Genomic DNA, 14,522 nt, shown 5'->3' with positions numbered 1-14,522 from the left:
CCTTTATTAATCAGATTGTTATCAGTACTTAAACTGGATTGTCGCCATGTAGTTTCGGCCTTCACCAACCACTACACCGCTCGCTCCTTCATACTCTAGAGGGTCGGTACTACCACCACCTGCTAAGTACTCAGTATCAAATAGGTTTTCTACATTGAATCGAGCAATAATATCCAAGTTTTCGTCGTACTTATGCTTGTATGACACACCCATATCAATGCGTGCATACCCATCTTTTTCGAAGGTATTCGCTTCATCTCCGTAGCGATCACCTTCATAAATCAAACCTAGGTTTAGGTTAGTGTTGTCTTGCACTTTATAGCTAGACCAAACACTCGCCGAAAACTCAGGTACATCTGCCGGACGATTACCTTTGTAACTTTTACTTTGTGTAATCTCTGCATCTAAATACATTGCAGAAGCCGTAAGCGACAACTTATCCGTCACAAAGCCCTGCGCTAGAATTTCTGCTCCACGGTGAACTTGCTCACCATCTTGCGTAATCGTCTCTTTGCCCGGATTATTTGGCGCATCCACCGTTAGCTTTACATTCTCTAAGGTGATATCAAATAGAGCGCCTGTTAAGTAAAGACGTTGATCAAACAACTCCCACTTAGTACCAACTTCGTAAGAAATGCCGCGTTCTGCGTCTAGTTCTTCACCATCGTTAGTATAATCCTCACCATTTACCTGCCCTTGTGGCATAAAACTTTCAGAGTATTGCACATAAATAGAGCCATTCGATGTTGGGTGGAAAGTCACACCAAACTTCGGAGAAATTTGACTCTCTGTTAACTCATCACTGCGTTTTTCATCATAACGAACACCCGCAAGTACCTGCCAGTAATCGTTAATGGTCATCATATTTTGCGCGTAGATTCCCCAAGTATCGTATTCATTCGTTGGCCATTTTCTAGAACTGCGATAGTCAGGCTTTGGCACCGTTTCTCCCGGAGCAATCTGAGCTTCATTATGAAACGCCATAAAGCGGTCGTAACTGTAATCTAAGTAGTTAGCGCCGACTAACAGTGTGTTTTCCGTACCAAACAGAGCAAAGCCCGTCGTGACGTCCAAATAAGCGGTATCGAACACCCAGTTATCTGAACGATCGTTGCCACGGTGAACAATGACGTTACCTGCATCGTATTCATTGAACTTTGGGTACGACTCTACGTCAAAACGCTCAAAGTCCTGGCGGTTGTATCCCGCTTTAACATTAACGTTCTCAACTACTTGAGCGTTAATGTCGACGCCATAGTTTTCGACGTCGTTATCGATCTTCGACCACTGCGCATCCCAAATGTATTTGTCACCACGCGCAGGCTTACCATTCACAACGTAAGCACCTGAGTCTACGCTACCTTCATCTTTTGTACGGTCATAGTGCGCTGACACCATAACGTTCTCGGTAATGTCATACTCAGCAACTAAACCACCAACAAAACGGTCAGTTTGAGGCTTTGTACCATCACCGTATGTTCGCCAAGAACTGTAGTTCTCCTTTGCCAAAATCGCACGAGCACGCAGCGTCTCCGCTTCGTTTAAAGAGCCACTTACATCCAGCACTGTACGTGAATGCTCGTTTGAACCGATGTCCTGGCTCAGGCTTACTTGTGTTTTGGCTGTTGGCTTCTTGGAAACCATGTTTACTAAACCACCCGGCTCAGACTTACCGTAAAGCAGACCAGACGGACCTTTTAAAACTTCAACACGCTCTAAAAGCTCAATTGGCTGACGGTAATGTGACCAGTGTTGGCGACCATCTTTTAGAAAACCATCAGAACTACTTAGTTCAAATCCACGAAGCGAGAAACGTTCACGGTTACGACTAGTGCCGCCAGCGCTTACACTCGCGTCATTACGCAGTACTTCACCCAGCGTACTCGCTCGTTGCTCATCAATCACGGTTTCGTCAATGACGGCAACTTGTCCCGGAGTTTCTAGCTGCGTCATTTCCATACGCATCGCTGTACTGTTGGTATCCGCTTTGTAGCCGAACTCGCGTCCTTCAACAACTAGATGCTCATCCGTTTGAATTTCTGCCACTGCTGGTGCTGCTAACACCGCACCGATCACTAATGCCAAATGGCTCTTAGTAAACATATACTTTCACTCCGATTGTGTTTCGGGTCGCACATACAATGAATGTGATTCCCTCTTATTTATATCGCGAGTGAATATAAGTGATAAGTATTACCATTTGCATTAAATTTACATTCTTTGCATTTGCAGGATTTTGTAAAGAACTATTGGATGACGAATTATTCATACGAGATCTAGATCACAAAAAATCTTGGCCGCATCATGTCGTATTATTGTCTGAACATCAAACTTACGTTTAACCCACCTTGCGGACGGCTTTCTGCTTTAACGCTTCCTCCCATTATTCGCATCGATTCTTTGACAATCGCCAGCCCGAGACCATACCCTCCGACGTTTTTATCTCTCGATGCATCCAGGCGTGTAAAAGGATTAAAGATTTCCGACAACTTGTTCTCTGCAATTCTGGGCCCATCATCAGATACCGACATAACGAGATAACGCTGGCCATTGACTTCTTTGTGGCTCAGAGCCACTTCTATCTGGGCACGTTCGCCTGCGTATTTGATGGCATTGCCAACAAGATTATTAAGACAACGCACCACCAATGTTTCTTCACAATATGCGCTCGGCTCAGTCGCAAGAGAAACAAATGACAAGCTTTGTTCTTGTTTAAGATCGATTTTGCAGCGCTCTACTTGTGGTGCCAAAAGCACTTCTAAATCATTACGTTTAGTCGCTTTATCGTAACGGGCATTCTCAAGACGGCTAAATTCTAAGATGCCGCTGATCAGGTGGTTTAGCTCTTTAGTTTCCTCTTCTAGCCGGGTAACCAGAGCCTGTTCATCTTCTCCCACGCGCTTGCGCAAGAGGTGTAGCACGAGGTTTTGCCTGGCTAGTGGCGTTCTGAGCTCATGAGAAACATCACGAATCAAAAGACGTTGTTTTTCCGCTAGTGAGTGGATCTCTCTGGTCATGTGATCAAAGTCCTCCGCGAGCTCAATAAACTCTCGGGTGGTAGACTTTAATTCCTGCACAACACTGACGTCGAAATCCCCGTTAGAAAGCTTCTTACTCGCCTCTCTGAGACGAGCGAGTGGCTGCTGTAATTTACGCGCCATTAAAAGTGAGAATAAAGACAAAATTACCGCGGCAATCACGACCTTGATGATAGAAAAATAAAGGATAAAGTCATTCGCAGGGTGCAAACGATGCGGGAGTTCAATCACTAAATTGTGTTCATTAACCAGAGGAATATTGATAAGGGGTTGATTAACTTTGTCTTCCAATTGAGAGTCAAGACTGCGTTTAAACTGAAGCTTAAATTCAAAGTGTGGATGCATCAAACGATGTGTAATGGGTTGGAGCTGCTCATTCAATACAAACAGGTAAAATTGCTGTGCATTGGCCCAATCTGCCAATTCATCCATATCACCGTATTCAATCAGTTCATTTGCTTGGTGGGCAAGTTCTAGCATCTCTGATTTGACATTATCAGGGACTTTTAGCATGGCTTTGACCAAAGCTCGTTCGGATAAGTCCTGAACAAGCAATATGCTGATGACTATTGCCGTCATGTAGCTAAACAGCTTAAACGCAAGGCTGTCTTTACGTTTTACTATGTAAGATGGGCAGACAAGCTTCATTACATGCTCACAGCTTCTAAATAGCTATACCCTTTACCACGAAACGTTTTGATGTGCTGCTTTGAAAGACCCGCCTCAACCAGTTTGCGGCGGATGTTACTGATATGCATATCAAGATTACGATCAAACGGACTGAGCTCTTTTTGCAGAACTTCTGTTTGTAGCTCCGCTTTAGAGATCACTACTCCCTGATTTTTAACCAGGTGACTTAAAAGTTCAGCCTCCGTGCTGGTCAGCGGCAAGCTCGTTAGTTGATCACTTATATTCTGAACGGTATTACAAATGGTTTGTCGTTGGCGCTCCAAACCTACTCGACGAAGGATAGCTTTAATGCGCATCAGTAACTCTGCGACATTGAATGGCTTACCGATATATTGGTCAGCTCCGGCTTGATAGCCATCAAGCATCGAGTTCTCATCATTCAAAGCCGTGAGCATAAGAATGGGAGTAGCGAATCTCTGACAAACACGACGCGCAACTTGCATTCCATTTAAGTTCGGCAACATAACATCGAGCAAAACCAAATCGACAGGTGTTTTTTCCATGTATTGCAGAGCACTCTCACCACAATGTACAGAAGATACTGTATACCCTTCGTCTTGTAACACTGCCGCTAAGAGTTCACACAGAGGAACGTCGTCATCAACGATTAAAACTCGAGACATGCCTAACCTATTATTCAAATAAAAATAGTTCTCATTATATTCCTCACCTGTAAGTTAAACAACTGAGCAATAGAGGCTTATCTGTACCAAAAATACGAAAGCCTGCTTTAAAGCAGGCTTTGTGAAATTAAGCGAGGGTTTCCGTTTTAAACTCGCTAACACTCTAAACTGGTTGACGATGCAACGTTCTTTACGATTGAACGTAAGTTCTCACTGATGGCTCTTAACGTTTTGAGCTCTTCACCACTAAATGGATGAGTAAGAACCGAGTCTGCGCCATTTTTACCCACAACCGTTGGCAAACTGAGTACGACTTTATTCACGCCATATTGCCCTTTTATCATCGTTCCGACAGGCAATACCGAGCGCTCGTTAATGATAACTGCCTGCACTATCCGAAATACACTCGCTGCAATGCCGTGTACAGTATTGTTCTTGCGGCGAAATATTTCATAGCCGGCTTGTTTCACCGCCTCCAACAGCTCATCCGCATCAATTCGTTTGATATTGTGCGTATCACAGTAATAATCCGCCGGTTGGCCAGCGATAGAAATCAAGCTTTTCGGCGTAAAACAATGGCTACCATGCTCGCCTAATACGTAACCAAAGATATTCTTAGGATCGAGATCCACACGGTTGGCGACAATACTCATCAATCGGGCAGTATCTATAACACAGCCACTGCTGATCACCTTATTCGCTTCAAACCCAGTATTAGCAACAATAAAATGGGTAACAATGTCACATGGGTTAGTGACAACAATAAGAATGGCATTTGGTGCCACACGCTCTATATTACGTGCGATATCCACCCCAATCTTGGCGTTGATTTCTGCGATATCCAGACGAGTCTGCCCATGTTTGATTTGTGCGCCAGCAGTGATGATGACAATGTCAGCTTCTAATAAATCCAGATAGTCATTCGAAGGGATAATACGAGTGTTTTTAGAAAACGTTAACGCCGTTGTGTGACGGAAATCGAACACTTCTCCTTCGGCTCTTTCCAGATTTTGATCTAATAAAACTAGCTCGCTGAAACTACCCATTGTGAGTAAGTAGTTACAAACACCAACACCAACCGCTCCAGCGCCAATGACACCGATCTTCATTTTTCTCTCCCTGATAATTCTAAAAAATCACTGCAAAATACAGGATTCAAGTCCATCCAATCATCAAATTTTTCGACATGCATAAAGGCTTATGCTCAGCTCAACTCCGTGCGTTTCTGGGTATTGTTCTGCGCTTGCAAGATTAGTCGTTACTTTAAAAATGAGCTGCGATAGAGTAAAAGTCCAACATATTTGTATTCCTGTGAATACCACTGTAAATGAAGGTGTTGCATCGACCTCGCTTGATGCCCGCTAAACCAAACAACTTAATATCGATTACTATCGGGTTCAACCCAAACGAGAAGAACGACAACATGGATACATTGATAATTGGTCACCGAGGTGTGGCGGGGTCTTACCCAGAAAACACAAAGATAAGCGTTCTGGCTGCAATAAACCTTGATTTGAAATGGGTAGAAGTCGATGTTCAGCCGACAAAAGACAACATTTTGGTGGTATGCCATGACCACACGGTCAACCGCTGTAGTAACGGACATGGGCGAATAGATGAACTGACTTTGGATGAACTCAAAAGCTTAGACTTTGGTGGTTGGTTTAGTGATGAGTTTAAGGGTGAAACCATCATGACGTTGGAAGAGCTTCTTGAACTGGCCGCAGAGCACAACCTCAATTTAAACATCGAAGTTAAAGTTGATCGTCATCCCGCAGAGCCAGTTGCAAAGTTATTAGCGAAAGTGCTTTCTGGTAGCCCTCTGCCCTCAGAGAGTATTTTACTTTCTAGTTTTAGCCATGATGTGATTAGAGCGCTCTTTGAGCACTGCAGAGGCTACCATTTAGGTGTATTGAGTGAGTTTCTTACCAGAAAAGACCGATTGCTGCTTGAAGAAGTCAAGGCTTACAGCTGTAACTTAAACATCAATTGGGTGCGCTCCCGTCAGATTAAAAAACTCCAACAACATGGCTATAAAGTGATGTGCTATACCGTCAACAACCCACATAAACTCAAACATCTGCCACCTTTAGATGGCATCTTCAGTGATTACCCTACACGGTTTCTTCCGTAAAAAACTGTTTTAGATCATGAGGGGGATATGCTGCTACCACTCAATGGTAATAGGTGTGCCCCTTCTAACCAATTGAATAAACTCATCCATCTCTTCGTTAGTAATCGCGATACACCCATTGGTCCAATCAAAACTTTGTATAAAGCTTGGATCTTGGGTTTCTCCATTTTTTAAGCCATGGATTTTAATGTTGCCACCAGGGTAGACACCGCGACGCTGAGCTTCAAGCGTATCAATAGGATCGGGGTAGCTGATATGTACGGAACGGTAAAAAGCCGAGTCATAGATCACGTAATCCAGAGTATAATCACCTTCTGGTGTACGATTGTCTCCTTCTTCTTGTTTATGACCTTTGGGGTTAGCACCCAGCGCAATTCGATACTCCTTTATCACAGCGCCTTCTTCCATCAAGTACATTCGACGCTTCGACTTGTCGACTTTAACAAGATCGACAGCACCCTGCGCTTCGAACACGAACGCACAACATACAAGCAAAGAACACCATTTTACTGACATCGCCAGAACGCCTAATAAATAAAGAAGCCAACAAGGAAAGAAGAGAAGGGATATGCTAGTCAGTTGATGATGACAAAGCAATCTGATTATAACGCAGGGACGTAAAAAACCTATGTTAATGGCATTTTGGTATGACAGAGCCCGTATTGCAGATTTATCTATTCATTGTACCTAAGTTGCATTACGGTATTAGAGAACACAATGATTTCGAGAGAGAACCATGATTAACATTGCTTTTTTTAGCGCCAAATCCTACGACGAAGCTTCTTTTAACAAAGTAAAAAATCAACGGGATTTAGAGTTTCATTATCACGATTTTCGGTTGACCACGAAGACGGCGAAAATGGCTCACGGCTGCGAAGTCGTCTGTGCATTTGTTAACGATGATCTGTCAGAACCCGTTTTAAAACAGCTATCTCAGGGCGGGACTAAGCTTATAGCGATGCGTTGTGCGGGATTTGATAAGGTCGACCAACAAGCGGCTAAAAAGCTAGGCTTGCAAGTAGTACGTGTGCCCGCCTATTCACCTGAAGCGGTTGCCGAACATACGGTTGGTATGATGATGTGTCTAAACCGTCGACTACACAAAGCCTATCAGCGAACCCGGGATGCGAATTTCTCTCTGGAAGGTTTAGTTGGCTTCAACTTTTTTGGTAAGACTGTTGGGGTAATAGGTACGGGAAAAATCGGCATTGCTGCGATGAGAATTTTTAAGGGATTAGGCATGGAAATTCTTTGCCATGACCCTTACGAAAACCCACTGGCAATAGAGATGGGCGCACGTTACTGCTCTCTTGAAGATATATACGCCAATGCGGATATTATTACTTTGCATTGCCCGATGAGTAAAGAAAACTACCACCTCCTCAATGCCGACTCATTTTCGAAAATGAAAGATGGGGTGATGATCATTAATACGAGTCGTGGAGAGTTATTGGATTCTGTAGCAGCAATCGAAGCGCTAAAACAAGGCAGAATCGGCTCACTAGGCTTGGATGTGTACGACAATGAGAAAGAGTTGTTCTTCCAGGATAAATCAAACGACATTATCGTAGACGATGTTTTCCGCCGACTGTCAGCATGCCATAACGTGCTGTTCACGGGTCATCAAGCTTTCTTAACTCACGAAGCGCTTAATAACATCGCGTCAGTGACACTAAATAACGTAGAAGTATTCTTCTCCGGGCAAGTTTCAGGCAATGAACTGATCAACTAAATAAGGAATCGAGGAGGATAGTAGAGCGTAGAATTTTAGCTATGCTATACTCCTCGGCCATTGAAATTTAGAGTCTAACTACCATGAGCATTAAAACTGATATTCAAAAGCTGCATAACCGCGTAGATAACTGCCAACGTAAGCTCGATGCAGCGCGTTCTCGTGGTGATCACGAAATGATTTCTAAGTTTACCGACGAAGTTGAGCAATTAACCAAAAAGCTAAATCAGCTTAAACACAAACAGAGTTATGAGCTGAACAAAGAGCGTAAGAGCTTGCTAGATATGCCATTTTCTCGTGAAATCACCAAAGCTGAGCAAGCGGACATTGGCAAACTCAAAAAACGCGTGCGCGGACTTGTCATCGTTCACCCTATGACCAAAATCGGTAAAGAGCTACGTTTGGATGTAATGACAGGCTTTGCACCAAAAGAATTTTAATTCGCGTTAGCACAACGTTTATATTGAGCCTGAGTCCAAAAACTCGGGCTTTTTATTTTCTACCAATCGAATAGGTTAGTGGCCTAGTTCTTACTTAGGAAAAATGCTCGCTAATAAGAATGTAATTAGCACATGAAAGGAAAACCTCGCTATTTCTAACGAGGCTTTGCAATAGAGATTAAGTCAATTGCTGAAGCTTATGTTCAACTAATGGATCACCAGGAACCAATTGTTGAGCAACTTCTAAAAGCTGGACCGTATCTTGTGGATTGTCATGCTCATGCTTAAGCGCAATGTCTACCAGTGGCTGAATATCAATCTGCGCCTGATGCTCTTTCACATGCTCTTTCTTCTCATCAATTAACACATTATGAGCAGTACTCAGTAAGTTCAAACGATGTTGTGAGCTTGCGTTTGCCTTGTTTAGGCAATGGTAGTAATCCTCTTTTAAGCGCAGTGTTTTGGTTTGATGGCGAAACTGGGCAATGTCTATCTGTTGATGGCGGATAAAGTCAGCGGCCACTTGTTTGTAAAAACCAAATTTATTCATATACGTAGCATGAGTTCCATGTCCCATGCCGTAAACACGAAGATGCGTCAGCTCTGGATAGCGCTTAGCATGAAGTCGGTCAATATCATTCGTCGGGTCATAAATGATATAGCCTCTTGCATCTCCCAGATCCAGATCGTGGTAATCACCATCCCAATCAAACTGTTGCGCTATTTCAGTACTGGATCTGTTATCCCAAGGCACCAGTGCTTGGTTTTTGGTACTAACCGGATGAAACAGCAGAACTTGGTCGAGCTTAAGCAAATTGGCGAATGCCCCTATCGCGAAACCTCCCCGACTCAGTCCATAACCTAAACGGCACTCGAAAGGCGCCAGCAGCGTTGACAGTTGCTCAAGGAAGAAAATCAAGTTACGGCTGCGAAACCAATTACTTTTACCCAGATGCTGGAAAGAAATAATATTTACTTTTTGTTTTTGGGCTAGACGATAGCCCCAAGGCGCGAAATCGGGATGTAAGTCCTGTACTTGCAAGTTAGTACCTGCAGGAGAAAAGGTGAACAATAGTGGTTTGTTAAGATCAACAAACTCATACTTAACAAAGACATCATCAAGCAAGTCCTCCCCGGATATTGGTAGTCTGGTTTCCTGCTCTTTACGAGAAAGAGTCAGCCATTCGTCCAACCAGTACAGTAACTTCATTAATCCTCCATCTAAATTGCGCCTAGCAATTGTATTAAAAATTTAATTTTTAGTGCGTGATCATTCCCCCTATCGCAGGGGGCTCTGATATCAGTCCTCTTTTAAAAACAAAGTCTTGGTTTGCTCATTAAATTGGGCAATATCTATCTGTTGATGGCGGATAAATTCCTCCGCCACTGAATTAAAAAATTCTAATTTATCCAATTGGTTGGATTGGGTTCCGTGCCCCATTCCAACAACTTTTAAGTGCGTGAGTTCCGGGTAACGTTCTGCATGCAGACGATCGATGCAATTGGTAGGGTCATAAATAACGTAACCTTTGGCATCACCCAAATCTCGATCATGGTAGCCACTCTCCCAGTCAAACTGCTGAGCTAAATCAGTGCTAGGTCTGTCATCCCATGGAACAATAGTCTTATTCTTCGTACTAACAGGATAAAACAGCAGGACATGGTCCAACTTTAGCAACTCTGAAAATGCACCAACAGCAAAGCCACCTCGGCTCTGACCATAACCCAAACGACACTTAAAGGGCGCTAATAGCTCGGATAACTGCTCAAGAAAGAAAATCAAATTACGACTTCGGAACCAATTACTTTTACCCAAATGCTGGAAAGCAATAATGTTCACTTCTTGCTGTTCTGCGAGCTGATAACCCCAGGGTTTAAAATTCGGGTTTAAATCCTGTACCTGAACATCAGTACCAGAAGGAGAAAAGGTAAACAGTAAAGGCTTATTCGGATCGACTAACTCATACCTAACATACACATCGTCAAGTAAATCAAACCCGGAAATCGGTAGTTTAGACCGCTGTTCAATACGGGTACACGTTCGCCATTCATCTAACCAGTACAGTAACTTCATTTATCCTCCAACCAAATAAGTAACACACTCTATCTCTCTGTTAAGTTTACCTAAATGCTATTAAGCACCCTATAAAGTACCGCTCCACAGAAATCTTACTAGACAATGAAGAAACTATTGCACGGAAAAGAATCGACGCGAACTTAACTCGAATGCAGATGTACAAAAAGAGGTTCGAGAAAGGTAAATTTTAGAAGAAGTACTTACTTGATAAGCAAGACGTTACAGAACTTTTATTTGCAAGGCTGTTTAAAAACAACAGATACAAAAAAACCGCTGTAAGAACAGCGGTTTTTTGTTAAAAGTGGCGGAGAGATAGGGATTTGAACCCTAGATACGCTATTAACGTATGCCGGTTTTCAAGACCGGTGCTTTCAACCACTCAGCCATCTCTCCACAAATTGTTACTAAAACTTAGTCTTATTTAATGATGCCAAATTTTAGTTTTGCTTTCAGATATACCTTGTATCAAAGGTTATGCCTGAAAACGATATTTAAAGCCTGGCGATGTCCTACTCTCACATGGGGAAACCCCACACTACCATCGGCGCTATTTCGTTTCACTTCTGAGTTCGGAATGGAAGTCAGGTGGGTCCAAAACGCTATGGTCGCCAAGCAAATTCTTACTCTCTATTTCTAGAGAAAACTTGGAAAGCTGTTTTTAATTCTCAATTTACACATTCAACGTTCTTACATTGAGTCCATCAAAACCCCTTGGGTGTTGTATGGTTAAGCCTCACGGGCAATTAGTACAGGTTAGCTCAACGCCTCACAACGCTTACACACCCTGCCTATCAACGTCGTAGTCTACGACAACCCTTTAGGATACTTAAAGTATCAGGGAGAACTCATCTCAAGGCTCGCTTCCCGCTTAGATGCTTTCAGCGGTTATCGATCCCGAACTTAGCTACCGGGCAATGCGTCTGGCGACACAACCCGAACACCAGAGGTTCGTCCACTCCGGTCCTCTCGTACTAGGAGCAGCCCCTTTCAATTCTCCAACGCCCACGGCAGATAGGGACCGAACTGTCTCACGACGTTCTAAACCCAGCTCGCGTACCACTTTAAATGGCGAACAGCCATACCCTTGGGACCGACTTCAGCCCCAGGATGTGATGAGCCGACATCGAGGTGCCAAACACCGCCGTCGATATGAACTCTTGGGCGGTATCAGCCTGTTATCCCCGGAGTACCTTTTATCCGTTGAGCGATGGCCCTTCCATTCAGAACCACCGGATCACTATGACCTGCTTTCGCACCTGCTCGAATTGTCATTCTCGCAGTCAAGCGGGCTTATGCCATTGCACTAACCTCACGATGTCCAACCGTGATTAGCCCACCTTCGTGCTCCTCCGTTACGCTTTGGGAGGAGACCGCCCCAGTCAAACTACCCACCAGGCACTGTCCGCAACCCCGATAAGGGGTCAACGTTAGAACATCAACACTACAAGGGTGGTATTTCAAGGACGGCTCCACAGATACTGGCGTACCTGTTTCAAAGCCTCCCACCTATCCTACACATGTAGGGTCAATGTTCAGTGCCAAGCTGTAGTAAAGGTTCACGGGGTCTTTCCGTCTAGCCGCGGGTACACTGCATCTTCACAGCGATTTCAATTTCACTGAGTCTCGGGTGGAGACAGCGTGGCCATCATTACGCCATTCGTGCAGGTCGGAACTTACCCGACAAGGAATTTCGCTACCTTAGGACCGTTATAGTTACGGCCGCCGTTTACCGGGGCTTCGATCAAGAGCTTCGACCGAAGTCTAACCCCATCAATTAACCTTCCGGCACCGGGCAGGCGTCACACCGTATACGTCATCTTACGATTTTGCACAGTGCTGTGTTTTTAATAAACAGTTGCAGCCACCTGGTATCTGCGACTCTCAATAGCTCCATCCGCAAGGGACTTCACCGTCGAGAGCGTACCTTCTCCCGAAGTTACGGTACCATTTTGCCTAGTTCCTTCACCCGAGTTCTCTCAAGCGCCTTGGTATTCTCTACCCGACCACCTGTGTCGGTTTGGGGTACGATTCCTTACAATCTGAAGCTTAGAGGCTTTTCCTGGAAGCATGGCATCAATGACTTCACTACCGTAGTAGCTCGACGTCGTGTCTCAGCCTTAAAGAGAGCCGGATTTACCTAACTCTCAAGCCTACGCACTTGAACCTGGACAACCGTCGCCAGGCCCACCTAGCCTTCTCCGTCCCCCCATCGCAATTGTAAGAAGTACGGGAATATTAACCCGTTTCCCATCGACTACGCCTTTCGGCCTCGCCTTAGGGGTCGACTTACCCTGCCCCGATTAACGTTGGACAGGAACCCTTGGTCTTCCGGCGAGGAGGTTTTTCACCCCCTTTATCGTTACTCATGTCAGCATTCGCACTTCTGATACGTCCAGCATGCGTTACCACACACCTTCAACCGCTTACAGAACGCTCCCCTACCCAATGCACAAAAGTGCATTGCCGCAGCTTCGGTTTACTACTTAGCCCCGTTACATCTTCCGCGCAGGCCGACTCGACCAGTGAGCTATTACGCTTTCTTTAAATGATGGCTGCTTCTAAGCCAACATCCTGGCTGTCTGAGCCTTCCCACATCGTTTCCCACTTAGTAGTAATTTGGGACCTTAGCTGGCGGTCTGGGTTGTTTCCCTCTCCACGACGGACGTTAGCACCCGCCGTGTGTCTCCCGGATAGTACTTACTGGTATTCGGAGTTTGCAAAGGGTTGGTAAGTCGGGATGACCCCCTAGCCTTAACAGTGCTCTACCCCCAGTAGTATTCGTCCGAGGCGCTACCTAAATAGCTTTCGGGGAGAACCAGCTATCTCCAGGTTTGATTGGCCTTTCACCCCTAGCCACAAGTCATCCGCTAATTTTTCAACATTAGTCGGTTCGGTCCTCCAGTTGATGTTACTCAACCTTCAACCTGCCCATGGCTAGATCACCTGGTTTCGGGTCTATATCCAGAGACTGAACGCCCAGTTAAGACTCGGTTTCCCTACGGCTCCCCTAGATGGTTAACCTTGCCACTGAATATAAGTCGCTGACCCATTATACAAAAGGTACGCAGTCACAGGACAAAGCCTGCTCCTACTGCTTGTACGTACACGGTTTCAGGTTCTATTTCACTCCCCTCACAGGGGTTCTTTTCGCCTTTCCCTCACGGTACTGGTTCACTATCGGTCAGTCAGTAGTATTTAGCCTTGGAGGATGGTCCCCCCATATTCAGACAGGATATCACGTGTCCCGCCCTACTCGATTTCACTGAACACACATCGTCAACTACGGGACTATCACCCTGTATCGTCGGCCTTTCCAGACCGTTCGTCTAACGTGTGTAAAGCTTAAGGGCTAGTCCAATTTCGCTCGCCGCTACTTTCGGAATCTCGGTTGATTTCTTTTCCTCGGGGTACTTAGATGTTTCAGTTCCCCCGGTTCGCCTCCTGTTGCTATGTATTCACAACAGGATACTTACTTATGTAAGTGGGTTTCCCCATTCGGAAATCCCAGACTCAAGTGGCTTTTACTGCCTAATCTGGGCTTATCGCAAGTTAATACGTCCTTCATCGCCTCTGACTGCCAAGGCATCCACCGTGTACGCTTAGTCACTTAACCATACAACCCGAAGGAGTTTCGAATTGAAGTTAAACAACCAAAGTTGTCTCTCATTATTTGAATGAGCGAGAGACATTCGATTTTGCCGGACTCAAATTCCAAGAACACTTGAATGTGTTTTTAGTTGTATTCCATTAGGAATACTTTGAGAACTTTACAATCAAACTCCTATCTA

At 44.7% G+C, this 14,522-nt stretch carries 10 protein-coding genes, 1 tRNA gene and 2 rRNA genes; 3 read left to right on the top strand and 10 right to left on the bottom strand.

Annotation, left to right across the window (positions count from 1 at the left end):
- Window positions 1–21: 21 nt before the first annotated feature.
- The 4 genes from VEJY3_RS16425 to VEJY3_RS16410 all read right to left on the bottom strand — a co-directional run bounded on the left by VEJY3_RS16425 (window position 22) and on the right by VEJY3_RS16410 (window position 5,460).
- Window positions 22–2,103 carry a TonB-dependent siderophore receptor gene (locus VEJY3_RS16425; protein WP_014233522.1) on the bottom strand — a complete coding sequence of 694 codons (2,082 nt, stop codon included), beginning with the start codon at window positions 2,101–2,103 and terminating at the stop codon, window positions 22–24.
- A gap of 209 nt (window positions 2,104–2,312) precedes the next feature.
- Complete coding sequence (locus VEJY3_RS16420) at window positions 2,313–3,686, bottom strand: sensor histidine kinase (RefSeq protein WP_014233521.1); 1,374 nt, start codon at window positions 3,684–3,686, stop codon at window positions 2,313–2,315.
- Window positions 3,686–4,351: a response regulator transcription factor gene (locus VEJY3_RS16415; RefSeq protein ID WP_014233520.1), complete on the bottom strand. Its 666-nt coding sequence runs from the start codon at window positions 4,349–4,351 to the stop codon at window positions 3,686–3,688. The genes VEJY3_RS16420 and VEJY3_RS16415 overlap by 1 nt, the downstream gene beginning before the upstream one ends.
- 155 nt (window positions 4,352–4,506) lie before the next feature.
- The gene (locus tag VEJY3_RS16410) at window positions 4,507–5,460 is read right to left on the bottom strand and encodes a malate dehydrogenase (protein WP_014233519.1); all 954 of its coding nucleotides are present in this window, start codon (window positions 5,458–5,460) and stop codon (window positions 4,507–4,509) included.
- A 314-nt stretch (window positions 5,461–5,774) separates the two neighbouring features.
- Between VEJY3_RS16410 and VEJY3_RS16405 the strand changes: the two genes are divergently transcribed.
- Window positions 5,775–6,485: a glycerophosphodiester phosphodiesterase family protein gene (locus VEJY3_RS16405; RefSeq protein ID WP_014233518.1), complete on the top strand. Its 711-nt coding sequence runs from the start codon at window positions 5,775–5,777 to the stop codon at window positions 6,483–6,485.
- 33 nt (window positions 6,486–6,518) lie between these two features.
- Here VEJY3_RS16405 and VEJY3_RS16400 read toward each other — a convergent pair whose 3' ends face one another.
- Complete coding sequence (locus VEJY3_RS16400) at window positions 6,519–7,001, bottom strand: murein L,D-transpeptidase family protein (RefSeq protein ID WP_014233517.1); 483 nt, start codon at window positions 6,999–7,001, stop codon at window positions 6,519–6,521.
- Between the two features lie 220 nt (window positions 7,002–7,221).
- Between VEJY3_RS16400 and VEJY3_RS16395 the strand changes: the two genes are divergently transcribed.
- Together VEJY3_RS16395 and VEJY3_RS16390 are read left to right on the top strand one after the other, a co-directional pair.
- Window positions 7,222–8,217: a 2-hydroxyacid dehydrogenase gene (locus tag VEJY3_RS16395; protein WP_014233516.1), complete on the top strand. Its 996-nt coding sequence runs from the start codon at window positions 7,222–7,224 to the stop codon at window positions 8,215–8,217.
- Window positions 8,218–8,300: 83 nt separating this feature from the next.
- Window positions 8,301–8,657, top strand: a complete 357-nt coding sequence (locus VEJY3_RS16390) for a YibL family ribosome-associated protein (RefSeq protein ID WP_014233515.1) — start codon at window positions 8,301–8,303, stop codon at window positions 8,655–8,657.
- 178 nt (window positions 8,658–8,835) lie between these two features.
- On the opposite strand, the gene VEJY3_RS16385 is transcribed toward VEJY3_RS16390, so the two are convergent.
- The 5 genes from VEJY3_RS16385 to VEJY3_RS16365 all read right to left on the bottom strand — a co-directional run bounded on the left by VEJY3_RS16385 (window position 8,836) and on the right by VEJY3_RS16365 (window position 14,347).
- Entirely contained in the window at window positions 8,836–9,867 is a 1,032-nt protein-coding gene (locus VEJY3_RS16385; RefSeq protein WP_014233514.1) for a hypothetical protein, read from the bottom strand.
- Window positions 9,868–9,957: 90 nt separating this feature from the next.
- Window positions 9,958–10,731, bottom strand: a complete 774-nt coding sequence (locus VEJY3_RS16380) for a hypothetical protein (protein ID WP_014233513.1) — start codon at window positions 10,729–10,731, stop codon at window positions 9,958–9,960.
- A 305-nt stretch (window positions 10,732–11,036) separates the two neighbouring features.
- Window positions 11,037–11,127 (bottom strand) — tRNA-Ser (locus VEJY3_RS16375).
- A 103-nt stretch (window positions 11,128–11,230) separates the two neighbouring features.
- Window positions 11,231–11,347: ribosomal RNA gene (gene rrf / locus VEJY3_RS16370) — 5S ribosomal RNA — on the bottom strand.
- Window positions 11,348–11,456: 109 nt separating this feature from the next.
- Window positions 11,457–14,347: ribosomal RNA gene (locus VEJY3_RS16365) — 23S ribosomal RNA — on the bottom strand.
- Between the last annotated feature and the right edge of the window lie 175 nt (window positions 14,348–14,522).

Origin of the sequence: Vibrio sp. EJY3 (assembly GCF_000241385.1) — a bacterium.
Classification (GTDB): domain Bacteria; phylum Pseudomonadota; class Gammaproteobacteria; order Enterobacterales; family Vibrionaceae; genus Vibrio; species Vibrio natriegens.
The sequence above is the reverse complement of the archived record's forward strand: the minus strand, read 5'-3'. Positions and strand labels throughout refer to the sequence as shown.